Origin of the sequence: Pseudoalteromonas sp. MB47, from assembly GCF_011319765.1 — a bacterium.
Lineage (GTDB): Bacteria > Pseudomonadota > Gammaproteobacteria > Enterobacterales > Alteromonadaceae > Pseudoalteromonas > Pseudoalteromonas simplex.
In genome coordinates this window covers 57,917-81,462 of record NZ_VFBD01000030.1, presented here as the reverse complement: position 1 = coordinate 81,462, position 23,546 = coordinate 57,917, and the positions used below count along the sequence as shown (strand labels likewise).

Genomic DNA, 23,546 nt, shown 5'->3' with positions numbered 1-23,546 from the left:
ATATATTTAATATCCCTAATCTTATACTTGGCTTTTTATGCTAATTTTATAATGCTAAATATTTATCTCAGAGCAACTTTGTAGTTTCAATTGTTTAGCTGTGATAGCGTACACACATTTAGATTACACCAAAGTCAGGCTTGCGAACAATGGTTAACCCACTGATTGATGAGATTTTTTACCTCCTTTTGGAACAGCCTGTTTGGAAGGTTCATACGCTTGCCAGCGCACTTAGTGAATCTGGAAAAATAGAATCATTAGACGCAGACCCACAAAAAGATCTGTTTAAACGCAACTTTTTAGTTATGAATGGCTTGTATCAACTGCAAGCACAACTTGCGCCAGAGCAACAGCTAGAGATTGCCTCTTTACATATTGAACTTATTAGTAAGCAAACAAGTAACGCATTAGAAAGTCATGACCCGCTACGGGGTTATTATTTAGATTGGCAAAACTTTGATACAACAAGCGATGAAATTGATGCGTTGTTAACTGATTTTTGGCAGCGCTTTTCGTCATTTAGCCCAAAAAAGGCCATTCACTCATTACCTCAGCAGCAGCTAATACAATTACAACAGGCGTGGCAGCTACCTACTGATTTTTCGGAAAAACAGTTACAAAAGCGTTGGCGACAACTAGCGTTAAAACACCACCCAGACCGCCAAGGCTGTGCAATTGAGTTTAAGAGAATACAACTCGAATATGAGCAACTTAAAGCTAGCTGCTCATAATTAACCAGATTACCGACTCAAACGTCGCGCACGGATCTTGCGCTTTTTAATATTACCTTCGGTCAATTTGCGTAATGCAGGTTTTGCAGCTGCTCGCTCAACAGCAATAAAGGCCACATTATCAAGTACGTTAATTTTACCTACCTGATGACCAGCAATTCCCTCTTTACCAGTTAATGCACCTAAAATATCACCGGCACGAATTTTTTGCTTCTTGCCAGCATCAATCATAATTGTCGCCATGGTTGGCTTATAAGCAGGCTTTTCGAGCAAGCTAAATGGCGGAATTGGTTCAGGGTCAAAGTCGCGCTCATAGTGGTCGCCAATTTGTGCCACTTTAAATTGCTCTGCTTCACCATAAATAGAACATGCAATACCCTTTTTACCTGCTCGACCAGTACGACCAACACGGTGTACATGGGTTTGAGGGTCATGCGCGAGGTGGTAGTTCACTACCATGTCCATATCGTTGATATCTAAGCCACGCGCAGCAACATCCGTTGCAACCAGAATACAGGCACTTTTATTAGCAAAGCGAATTAAAGTGCGCTCACGTTCACGTTGATCTAAATCACCGTGTAAGGCAACCGCACTAAACCCTTCAGCATAAAGGTCATCACAAATCTGTTGAGTTTCAACCTTGGTGTTACAAAAAACCACACAGCTTTCTGGCTGGAACTTTAATAACAACAGCTTCAATGTATTAAAGCGCTGCTTGTTGTTATCTAGCTTATAAAAGTATTGCTTTATTGTACTTTTTGTTTGCTCTTCTTCAACCTTAATCATTTCTGGATTGCTAAGCACTCGCTCAGCTATCGCAGCAATTGATTTTGGATAAGTCGCACTAAACAATAATGTTTGGCGTTGATTTGGAATACTCTCAACAATAGCATCAAGGGTATCTTGGAAACCCATATCTAGCATTTGATCAGCTTCATCTAACACCAAGGTTTCAACATCATTTAAGCGCAATGTGCCTTTGCGAATATGGTCATCAACACGACCTGGCGTGCCAACAATGATATGCGCACCATGCTCTAATGAGCCAATTTGTGGACCAATAGACACACCGCCACATAAGGTTAAAACTTTAATGTTATGAATACCACGGGCTAGCTTACGAACTTCTTCCGCTACCTGCTCTGCTAATTCTCGGGTTGGACATAAAATGAGAGACTGAATACGAAAGCGTTTCACATTTAACTTAGCTAGCACACCTAGACTAAATGCAGCCGTTTTACCCGACCCTGTTTTAGCTTGGGCAATAATATCTTTGCCTTGCAAGATCACTGGCAAGCTTTGCGCTTGCACAGGCGTCATTTGCGTATAACCTAAAGTTGATAAGTTATCGGTTAGCTCTTGCGGCAAAGCCAAAGATGAAAAAGCAGTAGCGGTCACAGTAATATTCCAAACTTGATAATTGAGGGACATCCTCGAAGATGCTGTGGATCATAGCAGAGAATGGGCTGTTTCTCTAAACGAAAACATTGTTCAGCATATTTAATTCATATTTGCTTACAGTTTGGTGCTTTCTAACTCTCTGCATTTGTTCTAGTTTATTGATAGCAATATTCAGGAAGAAACGATGCTTCTATTTAATACCGCACCCGCTGATGTTTTTTATAAAAAACAAAAAACGTGCCCTCACTGTCATAGTGAACATTATTCTTTAAGCAATCACAGTAAAGTTTTGCGCTTTACTATTTTGCCCATCATGCCACTTTCTATTAATTATCAAAGACAATGTGATGACTGTGGCTATGCTACTCCTGCGCCTTGGTATACATTACCAACCTTAGAGTTAGCGTCGTTTATAAAGTACTTTATTGGCCTATTCATCATCGTTTACCTATTAGCAAAAGCATTAATCGGAGCGAATGAACAAACTGAGAACGAGCAAACTTACCTAAACGAGCCAAAGTTGTTTGATACCTATTTTGTATATTCGGATAAATTTACTGGCAAACCAAAACGTATTAACAACCTAAAAGTAGCTCAGCTCGTTGAGTTGGATGACAAGAACATGACTTTTAGAGTTGCTAACTACACTTACAAGTACAATAAAGACATCGAGATTGCGATGCGAACCAGCATGCTAGTTCAAGATGATTACTTTTCTAGTAAAACCCTGACTTTCAGTAAATCACAAATACAGCAGCTTTATGATGAAGGCAGCATATATAAGATTATGCGACCTGAGCTTTATAGTTTATTTGGTGGTTTTGTTATGCACCCGCCTAGACCTAAGCCTTTATATACGGGCGTTAAGCTCGATAAACATAATCAGGAGGGGATCACTTACTTCAAAGATGGCTTATACGAGGAAGCGTTGAAAAGTTTTACCCTGTCTGCGGAAGATGGTTATTCATGGGGGCAATTAAACTTGGGTCAGATGTATCGCGATGGCCAAGGGACAAATGTGAATAACGAAAAAGCAGCTTACTGGCTCAACAAAGCCACCTTACAAGGGAATCCTAAAGCAAAGGTTGAGCTCGCAGAGCTATGCTTGAGTTACGATTGTAGTAAGTTGAATACTCAATAATCTGTTACCCATAAATATCACGCAGAAGAAACCAGCCTAATAATATGACTCTCGCTATTTACTTTATTTTTGTTATGTTATAACATTTTTGTATTACACAGTATTTATATTACTTTGTTGGTTTTATAAATGCTTATTAGCAATAACAGAGTCACTCTCCTGCTCTGTTTTAAATTGCAACTAGGCTTCATTGCTTAATGAACGAATCATCTTTTGAGTTTGTACAACTTAAAAGAAGACCTTGCACACTAGCACGCTTACGTTCCCGTGCTAAATCCTTGCCGGCGAGCTTGCTCGCCGGCACTTTTCATTAAAGCTTTAAATGATCATCTAAAAAAGCCAATACTTTTTTATAGTAAAGAGTGCGGTGCTCTTCTTTATAAAAACCGTGACCTTCATCATCTAGAATAGTGATTTCATATGGGTGCTTAGCTTTTTTCAAAGCGGCTTCTAATGATTCTGCTTGCTCAATTGGCGCACGTTCGTCTTCACCACCATGCACAATAAGAACAGGTGCTTTTAGCTTATCGACATTATAAGCTGGCGAGAATGCTTTTAACTCAGCCTCATCAGTACCAATCACTGTTTTTAGATAATTAACACCATAACTACTTGCTTGCGTGTCACCTTCTTCATACATAAGAGGCAAGTCGTAAACCCCCATCAGGCCTATTGCACACTTGAACATATCTGGCTCGATAATCGCGCTTTGTAGTGCAGAGTAACCACCGAAGCTGGCTCCCATAATGCAAATATTATCCTTATCAACTGTGCCGTCATTAATCAATAATTTCACACCATCAATAATGTCGTGCTGAACGTTTTGTCCCCACTGACGATAACCGGCTTCTTGGAAGTTCACACCAAACCCTTCCGAGCCACGAAAGTTAACCTTAAGTACTGCCATACCTTTATTGGCTAACATTTGCACTTCTGGATCATAGCCCCAGTAATCACGTGCAATTGGACCACCATGCGGCATAACAACTAAGGGTAAGTTTTTCTCAGCTTTACCGTTTGGTATAGTTAAATAAGCTAAAATTGTTAAACCATCACGGCTTTTGAAGCGTAGCGGCGTAGTTTGTGCCATATCATCTTGACTTATCCAGCTTCTAGTAGAAAATAATAAACGTAACTTATTGGTATTCGCGTCATATAAATAATATTGCCCAGGGTTTATATCACTCGATGCGAAAATAATATTCCTTGTATCATCTTCTGTACTACTGACTAACTGTACTTGACTGCCGGGTAGTGCACCTAATAAATCTTTAAGGCGCTGTGATTTAGGTGAATCGCTATCAACAAACGCATAACTTGGGTAGTCAGCCTCGGTTTCTATAGCAAATAGTTCCTTAGAGATTTCATCAACCCAAATATGTGACGGTGAAACATGCTTATCCTGGAAGATTTTCGTCACTTCTTTCGTTTTTAGGTTAATCTTAATTAGACTTTCTGCTTCCCCATCCTTTGATGCAGTGGCATATACAGACTCACCTGATTTATCAAATGCCTTTAATGTAATATCGGTGTAATTAATACCTTTTGTATCAAGCTCTTTCCAAAAACCGCCTTCAGGCTCTCGAACATGAATTGTCGCGTTTAGATAATCGTCACTTGATACGGCGATACGAACATTACCATCATGATCTGTTAAAAAACGCCCCATAGGTGCAGGTGAGCGCGTAATTAAAGTGCGAAGACCGCGGTAAACATCGACTTCATAAACAACGGTTGTTGGCTCATTGGTTGCTGTCCATGGGTAAGTGACAACCAAAACTTTTTTATCATCATGAAGTAAGGGATCTAAAAGATATGACGTTCCTCGAACTGGTGTTTGCTTCTTTAACCGAGTACCAGTTTGCTGTTCACCATGATAACCAATTACATATGCGCCACGGCTACCATCAACATTCACAGCAAATAGCTCACCATAATAAATAGGCGTATCTTGCCAGCCCTTTAAATACTCTTTTTCAAGAATAACACGCTCATTGTTAACCCAATGGTATTCGCCAACCTGTGCATTACCCGGAAAAGCAACCGCATGGGTTACGGCAAACTTGGTTGTATCAACAATGATGAGTGAATTTTTACCTTCGTGTTTTTTTATAGCTGCGACGTAGTTGCCATCAGGAGAGATAGTTACACGACTAAAGTCATTACCTTTACTGAAATCTTCTACTGATAATTTTGCAGATTTAGCGAAGCTGGTAAATGACAGCGTAAATAACGCTAGCCCCAGCACAAAAGTGAGGTATCGAGACATGATTAACTCCATTTAACGATTTAATTGTTATTTTTAACTGAGCAATAATAAAGCAAAGCCCCTATATTTGCTACAAACCTTTAACAAAAAAGACTCTTTCAATATTTACTTGCGAAGAATTCTACGCCAAAGCTCCATCATTAAAACGACGATCCCCCCAGCCAAAACGCCCAATAAACCATCAAACATAATCGGCGTAGCCAACTCCCCAGTTTTGCCAACTAAATCCGTTACAAACTCGGTGCTACCTTGCTTGGCGTGATGCAAAACAGGGATCCCATGTACCAATATGCCACCGCCAACTAAGAACATAGCAACCGTTCCTGCAAAGGCTAAAAAGCGCATTAACTTAGGCGCTGCAGCAAGTAAAAACTTACCTACAAGCTCTTTAAACTTACCGCCACTTTGCTGCGCTTTTTGCAGTAAATACAAACCAGCATCATCAAGTTTAACAATCCCAGCAACTAACCCATACACGCCAATGGTCATAATAATTGCGGTTACACTGAGCACTAAAGCTTGATTAACCAGCGTTGCGCCAGCAACCGTACCTAGCGTTATCACTATAATTTCTGCAGAGAGGATAAAATCAGTACGGATTGCTCCTTTGATTTTTTGCTTTTCGTATTCTTGTAAGTCTTGTTGTTCAACCACACTTTCATCTTCTTGTTGAGCGTGACCAAACAGCTTTTCGATAATTTTCTCTGCACCTTCAAAACACAAAAACAGCCCGCCAACCATTAACAGCGGAGTGATTAACCAAGGCAACCAAACACTAATCAATAACGCTGCGGGCACTAAGATGGCTTTGTTGATAAACGAGCCTTTTGCCACAGCCCAAACCACTGGCAACTCTCTATCGGCAGTTACCCCTGTAACTTGCTGAGCATTAAGAGCCAGATCATCACCTAACACCCCTGCTGTTTTTTTTGTTGCGACTTTACTCATCGTCGCAATGTCGTCTAAAAGTGTTGTAATATCATCAAGTAAGGTTAGTAAATTTGTGCCTGCCATGGTTTTTCCTTGCCCATTAAATACACTATCAACATAACTTATCCTGCCATTTTCACCAACGGTTAATTTTTCTTTGTTAGGCTTATAGCTCATTCAAAAATAGAGGTGTTTCTATGATTAAACCACTTCTCTCGGGGCTCGCTTTAGTTACCTTGTGCGCATGTGCTGAGCAAAGTGCACCGAGCAACTATCTGTGCGATGAGACCCTCAGCGCCAGTATCGTTGAGTACAATGATGAGGAAGCCAGACTGACATTTAAGGAGAGTGAATATTTACTCAATCGCCAAGTAAGCGGCTCTGGGGTTAAATACAGTGCCGATAATGTGCTGTTTTGGTCTAAAGGCGATGAAGCCATGCTGATTTTAAGAGGTAAAAAGTACCAATGTAGCTTAACCCAGTAATAGCAAAAGCTTTCGTGGCTAAATTAGCTTAATCAGTGGTTTTGAGTATAATAGCGACAGTTTATTCAGCGTTTAAGCGGCTATAATGAAATACAAAGATCTTCGCGAATTTATCGAGTTATTAGAACAAAAAGGTGAGTTAAAGCGGATCAAACAAGAAATTGATCCTTACCTTGAAATGACCGAAATTGCCGACCGTACGTTACGTGCAGAAGGCCCTGCTCTGTTATTCGAAAACCCTAAAGGTCACACCATTCCCGTTCTTGCTAACCTTTTTGGTACGCCCAAACGTGTAGCGATGGGTATGGGCCAAGATGATGTCAGTGAACTGCGCGAAGTTGGTAAGTTATTAGCTTTTCTAAAAGAGCCTGAGCCACCAAAAGGCATTAAAGAGGCACTAGGGCAAATCCCAGTATTCAAACAAGTACTGAATATGCCAGCTAAAGAAGTAAAAAAAGCGCCTTGTCAGCAAGTTATACTTGAAGGCGATAATGTTGACTTAACTAAGCTGCCTATCCAACATTGCTGGCCGGGTGATGCTGCTCCCTTGATCACATGGGGTCTAACGGTTACCAAAGGGCCTTATAAAAAGCGCCAAAACTTAGGCATTTACCGTCAGCAGCTATTGGGTAAAAACAAAATTATTATGCGTTGGCTATCGCACCGCGGTGGCGCATTAGATTTTCGTGAATGGTGTAAAGAGCACCCAGGCGAACCTTACCCTGTATCTGTCGCATTAGGTGCCGACCCTGCGACAATCTTAGGCGCTGTAACACCAGTACCAGACACCCTAAGCGAATATGCATTTGCTGGTTTACTACGCGGTAGTAAAACTGAAGTTGTTAAATCGGTTTCAAATGACCTACAAGTGCCTGCTACCGCAGAGTTCGTGCTTGAAGGTTATATTATGCCAGGTGAAACAGCTCCAGAAGGCCCTTATGGCGACCACACAGGTTACTACAACGAAGTAGACGAGTTTCCGGTGATGACGGTCACTCACATTACACATCGTGAAAACCCAATTTATCACAGCACTTACACTGGCCGTCCACCAGATGAGCCAGCAGTACTCGGGGTTGCATTGAACGAAGTGTTCGTACCAATTCTGCAAAAGCAATTCCCTGAAATTGTAGATTTTTATCTACCACCTGAAGGCTGTTCTTATCGTATGGCTGTGGTCACGATGAAAAAACAATACCCAGGTCATGCCAAGCGCGTGATGATGGGGGTGTGGTCTTTCTTACGTCAATTCATGTATACCAAGTTCGTGATTGTTTGCGATGATGATGTAAACGCACGTGATTGGAACGACGTGATCTGGGCCATTACAACGCGTATGGACCCTGCTCGCGATACGACGATGATCGAAAACACGCCAATTGATTATTTAGATTTTGCATCGCCAGTTTCGGGCCTTGGCTCAAAAATGGGCATGGATGCAACCAATAAATGGCCAGGCGAAACAGATCGTGAATGGGGTGAGCCCATTGTTATGGATCCAAAAATCAAAGAACGTGTTGATGAATTATGGGACAGCTTAGATATTCTCTAGGCTGTGACTATGTTAAACTGCTCAAAATTTAACGGTTATGAGTGCGATTCATAACCGAATTTGCTTCTGTGCTTATAAAGGTAAACTATGCAAACATTACTCGCTGACGTTGTTGCGATCAGCCCGCTTACAGACCATGTACATAAGGTCATTTTGAAACCACAGCAACCTGTGTCATTCGAGGCAGGCCAATATATGCAACTTGTATTAGGCGAAAAAGATAAGCGTGCCTTTTCTATTGCAAGCCGCCCTTCACAAACTGACCAAATTGAACTACATATTGGTGCCGCAGGTGCTGATTCGTATGCAATGCAAGCGCTTGATCATTTACGTCAAGCACATACAGAGCAACAGCAAGTTAATGTTGAAGTGGGTTTAGGTGTATCACAGCTGCGAGTTGAGGGTGAGCGCCCAATTATTCTACTTGCTGGCGGTACTGGTTTTTCTTATGCCAAATCAATGGCTGATCACCTTGCTGAAATTGGCTGTGAGCGCCCTGTATTATTTTACTGGGGTGTTCGTGAGCAAGCTGCGCTTTATGCTCATGATGAAATGCAAGCATGGGCAAACAGCAACCCACATTTCCAATACATTCCAGTGGTTGAAAATGCGCCGCAAAGCTGGACTGGCAAAACCGGTTACGTCCACAAGGCCGTTATGGAAGATATAGTGTCTTTAGAACCATACGATATTTACATGGCAGGCCGCTTCGACATGATTGGCGTGGTTCGCGATGATTTTATTAACCATGGTGCGGTACGTGAGAACATGTACGCTGATGCATTTGCATTCATTAAATAACTAACTCATACAGATTATTTTTAAGGCATCCAATTGGATGCCTTTTTTATTTGTTTTACCTATCGCCTTAATCCGTCTAAACGATTTCACAAACTGCATTTCCTTGACCATACTCTGTTTAGAATAACGATGGGGAGAGACCCAAATGCTAAATACAAAAGTACAAGACTTTATGCAACGTAAGTTGCCACACATTACGCCTGAAACTGAAATGACCACCGCGATTAGCGAGCTGCAAAAGTTTAAATTACTAGGCGCACCTGTATTCGATGACAACAAAAGTTTAGTTGGCTTTATTTCAGAACAAGAGCTGCTGCAACCGCTCATGCAAAACAGTTATTTCTGCGATGGCGTGGTAAAGGTAAAACAACTCATGCGCACCGATGTTGTTACCGTGAGTAGCGATCAAAATATCATTGAGTTGGCTGATGCCATGAAAACGGGTAAGCCAAAGAATTACCCAGTTATCGAGGGTGGTAAGGTTGTTGGCATGATCAGCCGAGGTGACGTGCTCAAGGCATTATATGAAAACTACGTTTCATGCCAAGAGCACCAAGTATAAGTTAGCTGCTTAACGATTAGCAGCTAACTGTTTTAAAGCCGCTTTATCTGCATCGCTTAAATAAGCAATTTCAAGCGCATTAGCTTGCGCTTTTTCCATATCGGCTTGGCTTAACCCTGCCGCAGGTGCTGCTACTTGATACTCATACGCTATTTCAATACCTTCAACGGCCGGATCATCAGTATTAATCGATGCCAAAATACCATGGTCTAAGAAGGTTTTTAGCGGGTGTTTTGCAAGCTCAGCAACAGTACTGGTTTGAATGTTACTGGTTAAGCAAGACTCAATACCAATGCGCTTATCACGTAAGTAATCCATTAGTGCAGCATCTTCAATTGCTTTTACACCATGACCAATACGCGTTGCACCAAGCTCGTTAATTGCTTGCCAAATGCTTTCGCTACCGCGTGCTTCACCGGCATGAATCGTGGCAGCTAAGTATGCATCATGAACTTGTTTAAAATGATCAACAAATAGCTCACCCGGGAAACCAATTTCATCGCCAGCTAAATCAACCGCCACTAAATCATTTTTAAAAGCAAGTAGCGCATCAAGCTCTTGCTGACAGATTTTGGTGCCATATGTACGCGACATGATGCCGATTAAGTTAGCTTTAATTGGCGCGTTTTGGCACGCACTTTTTACACCATCAACCACCGCTTCGACAACTCCTTGCGGGTGTAAGCCTTGGCTTTGCGCCATATAATATGGACTAAAACGAAGCTCAACGTAATCGAGGTTTTGGGCAATCGCATCTTCAACGTTTTCGATAGCAATACGACGACAAGCATCGTAATCACCCAGTACTTTTACACCCCAATCAAGCTTTTGTAAAAATGCCACTAAATTTGGTTCAGGGTCGATAACCTGTACGTGCGGAATAAGCGCTTCAATGTTGTCAGCAGGTAATTCAAGATTAAACTGACGACCAAGGTCTAAGATCGTTTGTGGGCGAACATTACCATCTAGATGACGGTGAATATCAAGCAAAGGGAGTTTGTTATTGATCATAATTAGCACTCAGGTTCAGTAAATTTGCGCGGATCATACGTACCCACGGCGATATTTCAAGTTTAGATGATTTTATTTACTTTTTTGAGGTCAAATGTCTGCTTTAATGGCCGCTAGCATTATGCAAAAAATGCCACAAGGTTTTAAAAAGTTTATCAGCATCAATTGGTTTAGTTAAATAACCATTCATACCACTGGCTAAACCTTTCTTAAGATCATCATCGTGGGCATTTGCCGATAAGCCAATAATCGGTAAATCGGTGATCAGTAACTCGTTGCGAATAACCTTAGTCGCTTGTAAGCCATCCATATTCGGCATTTGAATATCCATGAGTACAAGGTCATAGCTTTTTTCACTGATCATCTTAATAGCCTCGTGGCCATCTTTAGCGATATCAGGTTGGCAACCTTTAGTTTTTAAAATCGAACTCGCCACATGTTGATTCAATGGGTTATCTTCAACCAATAGAATTGTATCGCCAGCAAATGAAACAGCTGTCACATCGATATCAGCTAACTCATCGTCGCTATGAATCACCTCTTCAAGAGGGGACTCAAATGGCAGCGAAATTGTAAACGTTGAACCTTGCCCCTCAGAGCTACTGAGGCTTATCTCGCCTCCCATCATAACAATGAGTTTTTGGCAAATACTCAAGCCTAAACCTGTGCCACCAAAGCGACGAGAGGTTGAGCTATCGGCTTGTGAGAATGGTTTAAACAGGCGCTGCTGCGCCTCTTTACTGATGCCGATGCCAGTATCAATAACACTAAAGTAAGTAAATTTACCCTGCTGCCAAATACGTAATGTAATCGTGCCTTCTTGAGTGAACTTCACCGCATTGTTTAACAGGTTTAATAATACTTGTTTTAAACGAATTGGGTCGGTGTGGATCAATAAGTGCGCAGATGCATCAAACTCAACCTTAAACTTTAAAGCACGGGAATTAAGTTCAAACTGCAATAAGTTAGTCAGTTCATTAACCAACGCATTCACATCGATGGGTTCTTGATGTAGCTCCAATCGCCCCGCTTCTATTTTAGAAAAATCTAAAACATCATTGATTACCCGTAATAGTACATTCAATGCACCATCGGCTTGATCAATATAACCACGGGCTTGTTGCCAGTCAGGCTCTTGCATTGCTAAATAATGCAAACCTTTTATACCATTAATAGGTGTGCGTATTTCATGGCTCATATTCGCCAAGAACTCACTTTTAATTTGGCTGGCTTTATCGGCTTTTAGTTTTTCTTCGCGAAGGCTTTGAGTTTGTTTCGCTACTTGCTGACGAATTTGAATATTAGTACCGGTTACTGAAATCAAAAATGTGATCAATAACCAAACAAACAGCATACCGACTATTTGCGCTAGCCAATAAGGCAGCCATGACGACTGCGCTACTGACTCCCATAATTTCACCTGCCAAACGCGCTCGCCAATAATAAAATTAAAGCTCGCAATAGCGGTTGTACCAACACGGTGTGGGCTGTAAATCTCGACAGGGTTAGTACCATCGGTAACATCAAAAAAACTGGTTTCAATCTCAGTATTTTGATTAAAATTTAGTGTTTGTGCCAGCAACTCTAAATTAACCACAGCAACAACATAACCCCGAAAGCCGACCTGATGATTAATGTCTGAATAAACAGGGTTAAAGAATAAAACGCCCTTTTCGTTACCATCACCTTGCATCAAAGTAATAGGCTCACTGACGGTGACATTTTTAATTAACCGAGAGTCAGTTAACGCTTGTTTACGTAACTCGTTTGAAGCCAAATCAAAGCCTTGCGCTGGTTCGTTCCCTACTAATGGATGAATATATTGCACCGGAAAATAGACTGCTCGCTTACTTACCGGCTGCCACTGTCCTGCTGCATTTTTTTCTTTCACGTAGTAATCAGCACCCAGTTCATCACGCAGTAGACTTTGATAGTTATTTAGTTGTGAGTGAATAACTTTAGGTGCCCACTCAAGGGCAAGGATTTCTTTGCTATATTGTAGTTGCCTTGTTGTAAAACGCTTAAATTCATCAAAATCAACCATGTCACTACTAGCAAAAAAAGTAGCTAATAAAGATAAATGCGATTTAATTTCATCAACTTGGTGTTCAAGATTAGTATGAATTGCACTGACTTTTGCTTGCTGGCGCTGTAAGTCTTTGTCTTTTTTTACACTGGCTGCACCATAAAAGCTGACACAAATAACCACATAAATTAATAACGACGGCACAATGATTTGCAGCCGTTGACGAGTGTGGTGGTAACTAAATGCCGCTAAAATTAATGGTGTGAAAATCAGCACCCCAATGCTGTCGCCAATCCACCATGCGATAAAATTATTAAGCGCCGCATAACTCGGAATAACATTATTAATGACCAATAAGCCGGTGCCAATTGATGCTGCAATCAAGCTACACAAAGGGCCACCTATCATTAAGCCAATCATACTTTGCTTTAATGACGATAACTCAATCGGGCGTTTAACTACATGAATTATAATGTAATAGGCAAGCCAAGCCTGAAATGTTGATGCACTTGTCACACCAATAGCTTGCAACATCATTTGCCAGTGAAAAATATCAGTGACTTTATCAAGGTGAATAAGGTTTACAAAGAACGCCCCTAGTAAAACTCCTAGCAGAGCACGATTTCGAAGCAGTAAGATACTGGCAAGCGCAATACCTGCAGGCGGCCACGCTGCAACCGCATAACCATCAATCGCCAGCAAAGAATTACTTAAATACCCTGTAAGAAAGTAAGCAACTGCAATACTTATTGTCAGTGTAAATAAGTTTTTCAAGCCATTGCTCCTTTGCCGGCTGAAGTAAAATTATTGATAGAGTACCAATGCTTTTTCTGGTTGGGCACTCTTACTATAACTAAGAACCGCTTGCTGCAAATAGGCATGGCGGTTATCAGCATTAAGCGCTTTATCAAACACACGCGCAGCTAAGTCGTATTCACCGTGAGCATTTGCTAAACATGCAAGGGCTAATAGTAAATCTGTATTTTCGGTATCTTTTTTTAATACATCCTGCAAACTTGATTGCAACTTGAGTGCATCGCCAGCGCTACTAGTACGTAAAATACGTGCTAAGTCTTTATGTTGCAGCGGTTTTTTTATCATTTTAATTAAGCTTAGCTCAATTTTGTTTAACTCACCTGCCTTCGCCATCGCCGTTAAATAGCTTACCTCAGCATGTGGTTTCAGGTTTTTGGCTAATTGCTCATAACGCTCAGTTAAATCTCCGTTTGATTGAGCTGCAAAGTAACTATCAAAAAGTTGTTGCCACTCTTGCTCTGAAAGTGTTTTCTTGCGCAATAAACGCGGCATAAAGTCATTCAATGACGCCCACTTTTGCTCTTTTACCAATACATGGGCATACATTTTAAGCTCTAAACTCGTGGCTTTTTTGCGCTCAGCTAACGCTTTAAGGTCAGCAAAAATGGTGCTGGTTTCACCGCTAGCAATCCATAAATTAGCCACTTTTAACTGCTTATCCTGGCTTATTTTATCAAGATAACTAACCGCTTTTTCGCTCTCATTATTAGCTAATGCCGCTTTAGCAAGAAGCGCATAACGTATATCACTCCACTTATCTGCAACACTATTGTTATCAAGTGCAAGCTCAAGCTGTGCATAATCGTTATTAATTAAGCTCCATACACCTTGCTCAATAGCCGCTTGTTTACGCTCTTCACTGCGCGCAAAAAAGCCATGGCGTGTATGGCTATATAAAGATATTACGTAACGGCAAAGCTTATAAAGTAAAAACAGTGCAGCGAATGCTAATATTAAAAGTGCTGTGATGCCCCAAATAGTCCCTTCAATGGTTGTTTTATTAAAGGCAATTAGTACATAACCCTTTTGATCTATAAAAAAAGGGGCAATCCCTAAGCAGACTGCTATTGCAATAATGATTAATAAAAAGCGGATCATTGTGCCCACTCCTTCACCTGCTCAGTACTTTGTAGTGACACTTTTGGACTAAAATCGAGCTGCTCTTTCGAAAGCTCAGCAAGACTTTTTAAGGCCGCTTTTGTTTGCGCATCATCTTGTTTAAAGTAATCTTTTACCAAGCTATGAGCAGCATCAACAGCACTAAAATACACACTACTTTGTTTACTTAATACCGCATCTTGCGCTTGAGCTAAATATAAACTCAGGCGCTGTTTTACTAGGTGACGCTCTTGCTCACTTAAAAATGGTGCGATAACCATATCTTCACGTGTGCGCACTTTAACAAAGAAGTCTTTAAACTGCTGCCACGACTTCGCAAGGTTTTGACGCCACTCACTGACATTTTCACTTAATTGATTTGGGTCTTCTTTGACGACCTCTTCAGGGAGTGAAATAGCATTAAATACCAGTTCATCCACTTTTTGATTAATGCCATGTAGTTTTAAATAAATTGCTTCAACAGCCACAGACTCTATGGCATTCAAGGTTTGTAAATCTTGGTGAATTGCTTGGCGAATAGCGCCTGTACCCGGGTGTTCTGCAAGTAAGCTATCTAAGCGAGATAACACAGCAGCAGCCCCTTGGTAATCGTGCTCTGCCCACAATTTAAATTCGGCCATACGCTGCAAGCTTGTGACTTCTTGCGGATTAAGCGTGAAAGTTTGCTGCTCGGCGCGCTTTAAAGCCGCTTGTAATTGCTGCTGTGTTTGCTCAGCACTTTCATTTAGCGCATCAGTGACCTTTTGTTCACTGCTATAAAGCGAGTGCTGCATTGTTTGTTGGGCACTTTTTAATGCATCAATTTGCTGCTGTAAGCGAAGGTTTTCATCTGTCAGCTCAGTCAATGCCACAGCCGATTGCTGATCGCTATTTAATTTTAGATAAAACTCATAGCCAACTGCACAAGCCACTAAAAGTGAAATAAGTAACGCTAAGCTACCTGTTTTGCTGATGCCTCTTTTAGCTTGTACAGGCGCTTTTGCCCCAGTATTTGCCGTTTGCGCTTTTTTCTCTGGCTGTGCAGTCACTGGCTTTGCGGGTTGTTTTGATTCTGCTTCACTCATTTTGCTACCTTGCTGATTAATGCAGGTGAACATAGCGTTGTCGCTCGCCCCTGCAGCAATATATATCTGTGTTCTTACGACACTTTGTTGCTTTAAATAGTCTGCGATACGCTCACTGGCAACGAAAAATTGTCGCTCTTTCAACCATGCAAGCTGAGGCTCATTTAAACCATTAAAAATGGCATCCACCGCTGCATTACTGGTAATGACTATACCTTCTACATCAATTGTTTGCCAGTGGTCCATCCACTTGCCCGGTTCGCTCTCAATTGCGCTTCGCTTGTAAACAACCAATTGATTTAATAAAGCACCACGTTGTTTTAACGTTTTTGCTATGGTCGTGCGTCCACCTTCACCTTTCACTAAAACAATGTTACTTAGTTCAACATCTTGTAGTGTTTTTAATTCAAGCAGACCTTCTGAATCATGCTGTTTGGGCACTGCGGCTCGTCGCCCAAAGGCTTCATAAACCGCATCAGCCGTTTGCTGACCGACCGCATAAAGTTGCGCTGCTTTGTTGATGGTTGGTGTGAGTTTTAACAAGGCATGCACGGCATCTTGCGAGATAAAAATGATTTTATCGGCATTTTCTAGCGGCGCGAGCTCACTACTATTTACTGTGAGGTAATCTAAGGTAAGGACTGGGCACAGGGTTGTTTGATAACCCGCCTGCTGAAGCTCAAGAGCAAGCTCAGTGCCTTTTCCTTCTGGACGAGTTATCAAAATATGCATATTAAGCGTCTCTATATACTTCAGCTAAAATTTTATCAGCACCTTGCTCAAGTAGCTTTTCAGCAAGTGTAATACCTAATTGCTCTGCGTCAGCCACTGGGCCTGTCACTTCATCACGTAGCATTTGGCTACCATCAATAGCGCCCACTAAACCACGTAAATGCACTTGCTCACCATCGACCAATGCAAATGCACCAATAGGTACCTGGCAGCCACCTTCTAAACGGCGATTCATAGCACGCTCGGCATTAACACGAATGCGTGTTTCATTATGTTCAAGTGGCGCTAACAGTGCTTTTGTTACTTCATCATCAATACGGCACTCAATACCCACAGCACCTTGACCATTTGCAGGTAATGATACCTCTGGCTCGATAAAAGCTGTAATACGCTCAGGCATTTCTAAACGAATTAGACCCGCTGCAGCTAGGATGATTGCATCATATTGACCATCATCTAGTTTTGCTAAACGCGTATTAACATTACCGCGTAAGTCACGAATGTCTAAATCTGGACGAGCTTCGCGAATTTGGCATTGGCGGCGTAAGCTTGATGTACCAACAATAGCGCCTTGTGGTAACTCATCTAAAATCTTGTAGTTATTTGATACAAACGCATCGCGTGGGTCTTCACGTTCACAAATAGTGTGTAATGCTAGGCCTTCAGGAAACTCAACAGGCACATCTTTCATTGAATGCACCGCAATATCTGCGCGACCATCAAGCATGGCTTGCTCAAGCTCTTTTACGAATAAGCCTTTACCACCAATCTTGGCCAGTGGTGTATCAAGGATAATATCGCCTTGTGTCGACATAGGAACCAACTCTACCGTTACGTCGTCATGGAAGTGCTCTAGTTGAGCTTTTACAAATTCAGCCTGCCATAAAGCAAGTGCACTTTTACGGGTCGCGATACGAACTAGTTTTGTTGTCTGTGTCATGAAAAATCCAATTAATTATCAGGCTGATACTAAATATTACTCAGCTAAAATTCTAAATTCTTTTTGGGCCAGTAAGTTGCCATCTGCGTCAATAACTTCAACACGCCAATCACCCAGTTGCTCTGGCATGATGTTTTTCGTTGAATAAGTACGAAATCGCGGACTACTTACGGCCAATTCAATAGAAGCAAGCTGTTGGTCTTGGTAATACCATTGGTGACGAACAGTTTGTCCCTGCATATTTCTAAGCTCGCTAAAAAAGCTCAGGCTACTGCTAATTTGCGCTAATTTTACATCGTTTTTTAAAACGTTTACTGGTTCTCGATCAACAACATCGGTAGTTAATACTGCGCGGCTTACTTTATCTGTGTCTATTTTTGCGCCAATTGCAACACTGGCAATATGTGCTGACCGTGAAAACTGCTGCTGAGCATCAGGTGCTGCTGCAATTTCAACTTGCTGTTCAGTTTGTGATGCTTCTTCATCAGGAATAACGGCTAATGTTTCAGGTTGTTGCTCATCAATAACCTCTTCACTGTCGATCTCAGCCTCTACTGATGTAACGTCAGGCTCTACAATGTTTAAGCTCACAACCTCTGCTTTAGCCGTTGCTGTGTTATCAACCAACGGTGTTTGCTCATTCATTGACGGAGCAACAACTTCTTTTGGCTCTTCTTGCTCAGCGTCATTCAAAGGCGCTTGTAGCTCAGCATTTGCAAACTCTGCTTGCGGTTCATCTTGCGGTGATTGCTCAGCATTTACAGCACCAATAAAGCTATATACTAATATAGCCAGCGCAACTAAGATAACACTGCTGACCATAAAGATGCGTCGCCAATGCCATTGATAAGTCACTGCTGTCGGTGCTGAACTTGCCGATTCAACGGCATTCATATTTGCTGTAATTACAAGTTTCTTTGTCATGTTGGCCTCTAAAACCAAAAAATTAACTCAAGCGAGCAATTAACCACTCTCGAATAGCCATTAACTCTTCACCACAAACTTGGTGCGCCATCGGATAGTCTTGCCAGCTTACTTCCATGTTATTTGCGCTAAGCACATCAAATGCTTGTCTGCCCGCGCTATGCGGTACCACATCGTCAAATCGACCATGTGCCATAAAAATATTTAACCCCTGCTGCTTGGCTTCATCAGCAAATTTTGCAGGCACACACATATAGGTTGAAAGTGCCATTACACCCGCTAATTTATAATCTAGACGTGGCGCTAAGTGCAGCGATACCACACCCCCTTGCGAAAAACCGGCAAGAATAATTTTGTTAGGAGCGATACCTTTTGCAATTTCTTGGTCAATAATTGCAGCCACTTTTGCAGCAGATTCACGCACTCCTTGCTCATCAGCACGCTTATCTAAATCCATCGATTTAATATCGTACCAAGAACGCATTGCCATACCACCATTTATGGTGACCGGTTGCACTGGCGCATGTGGAAACACAAATCGCACGCCAAGCTCTTTTGGTAAAGCAAGTTGCGGTGCAACTGGGGCAAAACCATCACCAGAATCACCCAAACCATGTAGCCAGATAACCGTTGCTTTGTGTTCAGCTTGCGCTGGATATTCAACAAACTCTAAACTCATAGTTCAGAACGCCATTCAATGGTTTGACCTGCTTGACGGGTTGCCGCATCACACATAAATTGCCAAAACTCTGCACCTGAGCGGTTATCAATCCACTTATCGTCGCGTAGTTCAAAATGGTGACCATTAAATTTAGTCGCTACCCAAACTTGGTGTAATGGTGCTTGCTTGTTGATCACAATTTTACTGCGATCAGGAAAGATGATTTCTAAAATACCTGACGCTGATTCATAGTCTAAATCGGCATCACATTCATCGATTTGCTCTTCAATAGTTAGCATTAATGCATCGGCTAGTGTGTGGTATTCATGATCAGTCATTTTAGTGTCCTTTAACTGGCTTTAAGCCTAGATCTGGGGGCAGATTGTGTACATCAAGTGTAACAGGAATAAATTCATCCGCGAATAGCTGCATTTTTTAAATATTCTGTTACTCTGCGATTATAAAGCCAGCAACCGTATTAATCTAATGAAAGAGACTCATAGCCAAAAATTAAAAACCATTTTACCTCTAAGCGCCCTTCTAGTAACCCTAGCAGGTTGCGGACAAAGTGGTGCTCTTTATCTGCCAGATGATACTAAGCCGCCTGCAAAGTCTCAGCCACAAGCTGATCCATCCGAACAACCAGAGCAAAAACAGGACCAATAGATGGACTTTTTTAACTACAATAATAATCAGCTGTTCGCTGAAGACATCGCTGTCAAAGAACTTGTCGAACAATATGGTACGCCTTGTTATATCTATTCTCGCAAAACCTTTGAACGTCATTATTTAGCATTTGCAGACGCTGCTAAGTCACATAAGAGCTTGGTGTGCTATGCCGTAAAAGCCAACTCAAATATTGCCGTGCTGAATATTTTAGCGCGACTTGGGTCAGGTTTTGACATCGTTTCAAAAGGTGAGCTTGCGCGCGTTATCCAAGCAGGCGGAGACGCAAGTAAGGTTGTTTTTTCTGGCGTAGCAAAAACCGCTGACGAAATTGCCTATGCACTTGAATTGGGGATCAAGTGTTTTAACGTTGAGTCAGTGGCTGAGCTTGAGCGTATTTCAAAAGTGGCAACGGATCTTAACTTAGTGGCACCGATTTCGATTCGCGTAAACCCAGATATAGATGCAAAAACGCACCCTTATATCTCAACCGGCTTAAAAGAGAATAAGTTTGGTATTGATATTCAAACTGCGGTGACTGTGTATCAACATGCAGCATCATTACCCGGTTTAAAAATTACCGGTGTAGATTGCCATATCGGTTCGCAGCTAACGGAAATAAAACCTTTCTTAGCAGCACTTGAAAAAGTACTGACTCTTATTGAAGAGTTAAAAGCGGTTGGCATCAAGCTAACACACCTAGATATCGGTGGTGGTCTTGGCGTGCCTTATAATGGCGAAACGCCTCCTCATCCAAGCGAATATGTTGATAAAATCACTGCTCGATTAGCAAACTACCAAGATTTAGAACTTATTTTTGAACCTGGTCGTGCGATTGCAGCCAATGCAGGCATTTTAGTTACTAAAGTTGAGTTTATTAAACAAAACCAAGATAAGTTCTTTGCTATTGTTGATGCAGGCATGAACGATATGTTGCGTCCATCGCTGTATCAAGCTTGGCAAAGTATTGTACCAGTTGAACCTCGCGCAGATGATACGCCTACTCACAACTACGACATTGTCGGCCCTGTCTGTGAAACCGGTGACTTTTTAGGTAAAGACCGTGAGCTTGCACTTCAAGCCGGTGACCTTTTAGCGCAGCGCAGCGCTGGCGCGTATGGTTTCACTATGAGCTCAAACTACAACTCACGCCCGCGTGTTGCAGAGATTATGGTGGATGGTCAGCAAAGCCATTTAATTCGCCAACGCGAAACCTTAGAAAGCCTTTGGCAAGGTGAGAAAATTTTACCATAAACGTTTTTATAACCGCCCTGCTCTGTGGCATGATTAGCTCAGAGCAAACCCGAATTAGAGCGTTATGTTAGTTAATTTTTCAAAAATGCACGGCCTAGGTAATGACTTTGTCGTTATTGATAACATTACTCAAAATGTTTTTTTATCACGTGATCAAATAAAGAAGCTGGCAGATCGCCATTTCGGCATTGGCTTCGATCAACTGCTTATGGTTGAAGCCCCTTACTCGCCTGATCTCGATTTTCATTATCGTATTTTCAATGCCGATGGTAACGAAGTTGAACAGTGCGGCAACGGCGCGCGCTGTTTCGCTCGCTTTGTACGTATGAAAGGCCTGACCAATAAGCATAAAATCTCGGTTTCAACAAAATCTGGTAACCTCACGCTTTATATAGAGAAAGATGGTCAAGTAACGGTAAATATGGGCCACCCCAATTTTGAACCGAACAAAATCCCATTAAAAGCCAGCAAGCGTGAGCTGACCTATATTCTTCGTACGGAAGAACATACGGTATTTAGTGGCGCAGTGTCGATGGGTAACCCACATTGCGTGTTAGAAGTTGATGACATTCATACCGCAGAAGTAACAACCTTGGGCCCTCTCCTTGAAAATCATGAGCGTTTTCCACAACGTGCAAATGTTGGTTTTATGCAGGTAATTTCGCAAGATCACATTAAACTAAGAGTATGGGAACGTGGCGTTAGTGAAACCTTAGCCTGTGGTACAGGTGCTTGTGCTGCGGTCGTGGTTGGACAAATTCAAAGTAAACTTGCTAATACCGTACAAGTTGACTTACCCGGCGGCAGTTTACAAGTACGTTGGCAAGGCGAAGGCCACCCTGTACGAATGACAGGCCCTGCTGAGCATGTTTTTGATGGACAAGTGGCACTATGAGCAAACTAACAGAACAACAAATTGCTGACTATTTAAAAGCACACCCTGATTTTTTTATTAAAAACCCTGATGTGCTCGCTGAAGTTGAACTACAACAGCAAACGGCTGGAGCAACGTCTTTGGTACATATTCAACAGCGCCAATTACGTGAACACAATACGTTATTAAAAAATAAGATTGAGCAGCTCATTGAACAAGCAAAAGAAAACGAGTTAATTTACCGCTTATTTAGCGACTGTCATCGTCAGTTATGGACTAACTACGACTTTACGACACTGGCTAGCAACTTGCGCAATATTATCTGCACTAATCCATCCATTAACGAATGCCACTTAGTTAAGTACGATAAAAAGTTTGATGAATTAATTGCTCATCGCCTGCAAAACGACGGCATTTACTTGGGTCGAGTAAGCCAACAAGAAAGAGACTTACTGTTTTCAGACACGACTCAATCGACTGCCTTATATTTAATTGGTAACACAAAACACCCTGTGGCTATTTTGGCGTTTGGTAGTGATGACGTAAATCACTTCGAACCGGCAAAAGACAGCTTTTTTGTCCTTGAGTTTGTTCGCTCATTACAACTGCGCTTATTGGAACTTGCATGAGCGATGTGACGACGCCAGACATTGATGAATTAAGTGATGCTTGGCGAACACCTATCCAACTATTTGCAGACTACTTACGCTACGAAAAACAATACTCAGCGCACACAGTAAACCAATACACTAGCCAGCTAGGCTTCGCAGCTTTGTACTTTAGTAAACTATGTGAAGACTGGTTTGCTGTTCAAGGTGAGCATATTCGCCGTTACAGCATGCAAATGCGCAGCAAACAATTAAGTGGTCGCACAATCAGTTTAAAACTAAGTTGTATTCGCAGTTTATATAAATTCTTAAAAGCCAAAAATATAGCCAGTCAGGCACATTATCACAATCCAGCAGAGGCCATTAAAGGGCCAAAATTTTCCAAGCCTTTACCCAAAAATTTAGACGTAGATCAAATGGCTAAGCTACTAGAACTGCCAGATGATGAGCCTTTAGCTATTCGTGACAAAGCCATGATGGAATTAATGTACTCTTCGGGTCTGCGCATTAGCGAGTTAGTTGGCGCTAACATACAAGATATAAACCCGGCTGAAGGCGAAATTTTAGTCCGTGGTAAAGGTAACAAAGAACGCTTATTACCTGTAGGCAGCAAAGCGCTCAGTGCATTAAAAGCATGGCTGAAAATTCGCCCTCAATTTGCACATCCTGATGAAATAGCCGTGTTTGTTAGCAGCCAAAAAAAGCGAATTTCCGTACGCCAAGTTCGCTTACGGATGCAAGAATGGGGCATTAAGCAAGGGATCAGCTCACAAGTGCATCCGCATAAATTGCGCCACTCATTTGCATCACATATTTTAGAATCATCAGGGGATCTGCGTGCCGTACAAGAACTGTTAGGACACAGTAGTTTGTCTGCAACTCAAGTTTATACGCATTTAGATTTTCAGCATTTAGCTAAAGTGTACGATAACACCCATCCACGCGCTAAAAAGCGCTCAACATCAGAGTAAACCCTTGT

General features: G+C 41.8%; 22 protein-coding genes. 11 read left to right on the top strand and 11 right to left on the bottom strand.

The window, feature by feature from the left end:
- Positions 1-149 precede the first annotated feature (149 nt).
- Positions 150-731, top strand: coding sequence for a DNA-J related domain-containing protein (locus IMPJCBKJ_RS18125; RefSeq protein WP_166341463.1), 582 nt, complete (start codon positions 150-152; stop codon positions 729-731).
- A gap of 9 nt (positions 732-740) precedes the next feature.
- On the opposite strand, the gene dbpA is transcribed toward IMPJCBKJ_RS18125, so the two are convergent.
- Positions 741-2,129 carry an ATP-dependent RNA helicase DbpA gene (gene dbpA / locus IMPJCBKJ_RS18120; RefSeq protein ID WP_054554675.1) on the bottom strand — a complete coding sequence of 463 codons (1,389 nt, stop codon included), beginning with the start codon at positions 2,127-2,129 and terminating at the stop codon, positions 741-743.
- A 187-nt stretch (positions 2,130-2,316) separates the two neighbouring features.
- Here dbpA and IMPJCBKJ_RS18115 point away from each other — a divergent pair, with 187 nt between their 5' ends.
- Positions 2,317-3,273: a tetratricopeptide repeat protein gene (locus tag IMPJCBKJ_RS18115; RefSeq protein ID WP_166341461.1), complete on the top strand. Its 957-nt coding sequence runs from the start codon at positions 2,317-2,319 to the stop codon at positions 3,271-3,273.
- 310 nt (positions 3,274-3,583) lie between these two features.
- On the opposite strand, the gene IMPJCBKJ_RS18110 is transcribed toward IMPJCBKJ_RS18115, so the two are convergent.
- Together IMPJCBKJ_RS18110 and IMPJCBKJ_RS18105 are read right to left on the bottom strand one after the other, a co-directional pair.
- Positions 3,584-5,542 (bottom strand): S9 family peptidase, encoded by a 1,959-nt coding sequence (locus tag IMPJCBKJ_RS18110; protein WP_166341459.1) that lies wholly within the window; start codon positions 5,540-5,542, stop codon positions 3,584-3,586.
- Between the two features lie 105 nt (positions 5,543-5,647).
- Positions 5,648-6,556: a DUF808 domain-containing protein gene (locus IMPJCBKJ_RS18105; protein WP_166341457.1), complete on the bottom strand. Its 909-nt coding sequence runs from the start codon at positions 6,554-6,556 to the stop codon at positions 5,648-5,650.
- A gap of 113 nt (positions 6,557-6,669) precedes the next feature.
- Between IMPJCBKJ_RS18105 and IMPJCBKJ_RS18100 the strand changes: the two genes are divergently transcribed.
- From IMPJCBKJ_RS18100 to IMPJCBKJ_RS18085, 4 genes are all read left to right on the top strand, one after another.
- Positions 6,670-6,957 carry an MliC family protein gene (locus IMPJCBKJ_RS18100; RefSeq protein ID WP_054554672.1) on the top strand — a complete coding sequence of 96 codons (288 nt, stop codon included), beginning with the start codon at positions 6,670-6,672 and terminating at the stop codon, positions 6,955-6,957.
- Positions 6,958-7,042: 85 nt separating this feature from the next.
- A complete protein-coding gene (gene ubiD / locus IMPJCBKJ_RS18095; protein ID WP_138618737.1) occupies positions 7,043-8,509 on the top strand; it encodes a 4-hydroxy-3-polyprenylbenzoate decarboxylase in 1,467 nt (488 codons plus the stop codon).
- Between the two features lie 87 nt (positions 8,510-8,596).
- Positions 8,597-9,310, top strand: coding sequence for an NAD(P)H-flavin reductase (fre, locus tag IMPJCBKJ_RS18090; RefSeq protein WP_138598968.1), 714 nt, complete (start codon positions 8,597-8,599; stop codon positions 9,308-9,310).
- Between the two features lie 145 nt (positions 9,311-9,455).
- Positions 9,456-9,872, top strand: coding sequence for a CBS domain-containing protein (locus IMPJCBKJ_RS18085; protein ID WP_054554669.1), 417 nt, complete (start codon positions 9,456-9,458; stop codon positions 9,870-9,872).
- A 9-nt stretch (positions 9,873-9,881) separates the two neighbouring features.
- On the opposite strand, the gene add is transcribed toward IMPJCBKJ_RS18085, so the two are convergent.
- From add to cyaY, 8 genes are all read right to left on the bottom strand, one after another.
- Positions 9,882-10,883 carry an adenosine deaminase gene (gene add, locus IMPJCBKJ_RS18080; protein WP_054554668.1) on the bottom strand — a complete coding sequence of 334 codons (1,002 nt, stop codon included), beginning with the start codon at positions 10,881-10,883 and terminating at the stop codon, positions 9,882-9,884.
- Between the two features lie 103 nt (positions 10,884-10,986).
- The gene (locus tag IMPJCBKJ_RS18075) at positions 10,987-13,683 is read right to left on the bottom strand and encodes an ATP-binding protein (RefSeq protein ID WP_166341455.1); all 2,697 of its coding nucleotides are present in this window, start codon (positions 13,681-13,683) and stop codon (positions 10,987-10,989) included.
- A gap of 30 nt (positions 13,684-13,713) precedes the next feature.
- Positions 13,714-14,823 carry a heme biosynthesis HemY N-terminal domain-containing protein gene (locus IMPJCBKJ_RS18070; RefSeq protein ID WP_138618745.1) on the bottom strand — a complete coding sequence of 370 codons (1,110 nt, stop codon included), beginning with the start codon at positions 14,821-14,823 and terminating at the stop codon, positions 13,714-13,716.
- Positions 14,820-16,640, bottom strand: a complete 1,821-nt coding sequence (locus tag IMPJCBKJ_RS18065) for a uroporphyrinogen-III synthase (RefSeq protein WP_166341453.1) — start codon at positions 16,638-16,640, stop codon at positions 14,820-14,822. Before IMPJCBKJ_RS18065 ends, IMPJCBKJ_RS18070 begins: the two co-directional genes overlap by 4 nt.
- Position 16,641: 1 nt before the next feature.
- Positions 16,642-17,580, bottom strand: a complete 939-nt coding sequence (gene hemC, locus IMPJCBKJ_RS18060) for a hydroxymethylbilane synthase (RefSeq protein ID WP_166341451.1) — start codon at positions 17,578-17,580, stop codon at positions 16,642-16,644.
- 36 nt (positions 17,581-17,616) lie between these two features.
- Positions 17,617-18,504 (bottom strand): DUF2914 domain-containing protein, encoded by an 888-nt coding sequence (locus IMPJCBKJ_RS18055; protein ID WP_166341449.1) that lies wholly within the window; start codon positions 18,502-18,504, stop codon positions 17,617-17,619.
- 22 nt (positions 18,505-18,526) lie between these two features.
- Positions 18,527-19,183, bottom strand: coding sequence for an alpha/beta fold hydrolase (locus IMPJCBKJ_RS18050; RefSeq protein WP_054554662.1), 657 nt, complete (start codon positions 19,181-19,183; stop codon positions 18,527-18,529).
- Positions 19,180-19,503, bottom strand: coding sequence for an iron donor protein CyaY (gene cyaY, locus IMPJCBKJ_RS18045; protein WP_054554661.1), 324 nt, complete (start codon positions 19,501-19,503; stop codon positions 19,180-19,182). The genes IMPJCBKJ_RS18050 and cyaY overlap by 4 nt, the downstream gene beginning before the upstream one ends.
- Before the next feature lie 148 nt (positions 19,504-19,651).
- On the opposite strand from cyaY, the gene IMPJCBKJ_RS18040 reads away from it, so the two are divergent.
- The 5 genes from IMPJCBKJ_RS18040 to IMPJCBKJ_RS18020 all read left to right on the top strand — a co-directional run bounded on the left by IMPJCBKJ_RS18040 (position 19,652) and on the right by IMPJCBKJ_RS18020 (position 23,538).
- Positions 19,652-19,831: a lipoprotein gene (locus IMPJCBKJ_RS18040; RefSeq protein ID WP_138598962.1), complete on the top strand. Its 180-nt coding sequence runs from the start codon at positions 19,652-19,654 to the stop codon at positions 19,829-19,831.
- On the top strand, positions 19,832-21,085 hold the full coding sequence (lysA, locus tag IMPJCBKJ_RS18035; protein ID WP_166341447.1) for a diaminopimelate decarboxylase: 1,254 nt from the start codon (positions 19,832-19,834) through the stop codon (positions 21,083-21,085).
- 64 nt (positions 21,086-21,149) lie between these two features.
- On the top strand, positions 21,150-21,980 hold the full coding sequence (dapF, locus tag IMPJCBKJ_RS18030; protein WP_054554658.1) for a diaminopimelate epimerase: 831 nt from the start codon (positions 21,150-21,152) through the stop codon (positions 21,978-21,980).
- Positions 21,977-22,588, top strand: coding sequence for a DUF484 family protein (locus tag IMPJCBKJ_RS18025; protein WP_166341445.1), 612 nt, complete (start codon positions 21,977-21,979; stop codon positions 22,586-22,588). The genes dapF and IMPJCBKJ_RS18025 overlap by 4 nt, the downstream gene beginning before the upstream one ends.
- Positions 22,585-23,538, top strand: a complete 954-nt coding sequence (locus IMPJCBKJ_RS18020) for a tyrosine recombinase XerC (protein ID WP_138598960.1) — start codon at positions 22,585-22,587, stop codon at positions 23,536-23,538. The genes IMPJCBKJ_RS18025 and IMPJCBKJ_RS18020 overlap by 4 nt, the downstream gene beginning before the upstream one ends.
- Positions 23,539-23,546 lie beyond the last annotated feature (8 nt).